This window comes from Mesorhizobium sp. M5C.F.Ca.IN.020.32.2.1, from assembly GCF_004023105.1.
Taxonomy (GTDB): Bacteria; Pseudomonadota; Alphaproteobacteria; order Rhizobiales; family Rhizobiaceae; genus Mesorhizobium; species Mesorhizobium wenxiniae.
The window spans coordinates 1-1,005 of sequence record NZ_RZSX01001374.1; the positions used below are offsets into that span (position 1 = coordinate 1).

The window sequence follows — 1,005 nt, forward strand, 5'->3', positions numbered from 1 at the left end:
GCGCATCCTTGGCCGAGGTTCCCGACCAGACGACGAACTGGAACGCCTGGAAATAGCATTCGCAGGCTTCCAGAGCCGACGACAACAGCACCTCGACCTGCTGGCTCGACGGCTCGACCCCGCCGGCGAGCAGCAGTGACTGGCGGAACATGATCGCGCCTTCCTGTTCCCAGAGGTCGAAATGGCCGAACAGCATCTGCTCGTTGATCAGCGAAAGCAGCCGCATCACTTCGAGCGCGCGCGCCTCCGGCACCTTGATGTCGAAAGCGCAAGCCAGATGCAGCGCCTCGAAATCCTCCATCCAGGAGAATGAGACGTGGTAGTCGGTCCAGCTTCCGGCAACCGAAATCGAAATCTCGTCATCGCCGGCCCGTTCGAAGGACCAGTCGTTGTTGTGGGCCACCTGCTCGATAACATCCACGGGATGGATTTCGCGCGAGAATTCGAGTTCGAGAAGTTCCATGAATGCTTCCTGTCGTTCCTTCGCATCGGCCCGAAAATCGGTTCGATTTTCGGAAAGCACGACGCGAACGTTCAAAGTTCTAGAGCGTACTTTGTGCGTCCAAGTGGACGCACGTCGCTCTAGTGAGCGCCACACGCTCCGCGGGGCACACGCAACGAACAATCCTGTCTAGAACTCGGACGGCCGGGACTTCGTCAACGCAAAGACTCCAGACCGGACCCCACCGCCCGGCGCATGACCCTGCTCCGAATCATGCAACAAATTCAGTCTATTGATCGGGAGTCGCGTGACCAGCCCAATTTTTCGCACTGCGTCATTCGCATGTGGAAAGCCGCTGTCACAAAGATTCACGCAATGCCGGTAAGCGATTCACGACAAAGCGCTTTTTGCGATTGTGCTTTGTGGAAAAGTTTAACGATTATTTTTTTGATCTGGGCTTTGCCGCAGCCGCAGGTGCGGCCTGTCCGGTCAATTCGGCGAGCTTCGCCTCGAGCGCCTCGATGCGCGCAGCGAGACGGGTGTTTTCCTCCCTGGCCTTCGCC

At 57.9% G+C, this 1,005-nt stretch carries 1 protein-coding gene; it reads right to left on the minus strand.

Annotated features, from left to right (window positions below; all coding sequences use genetic code 11):
- On the minus strand, positions 1-463 hold a 463-nt coding region (locus tag EOA86_RS36115), incomplete at its 3' end, for a YbjN domain-containing protein (protein ID WP_128345798.1).
- Positions 464-1,005: the final 542 nt, after the last annotated feature.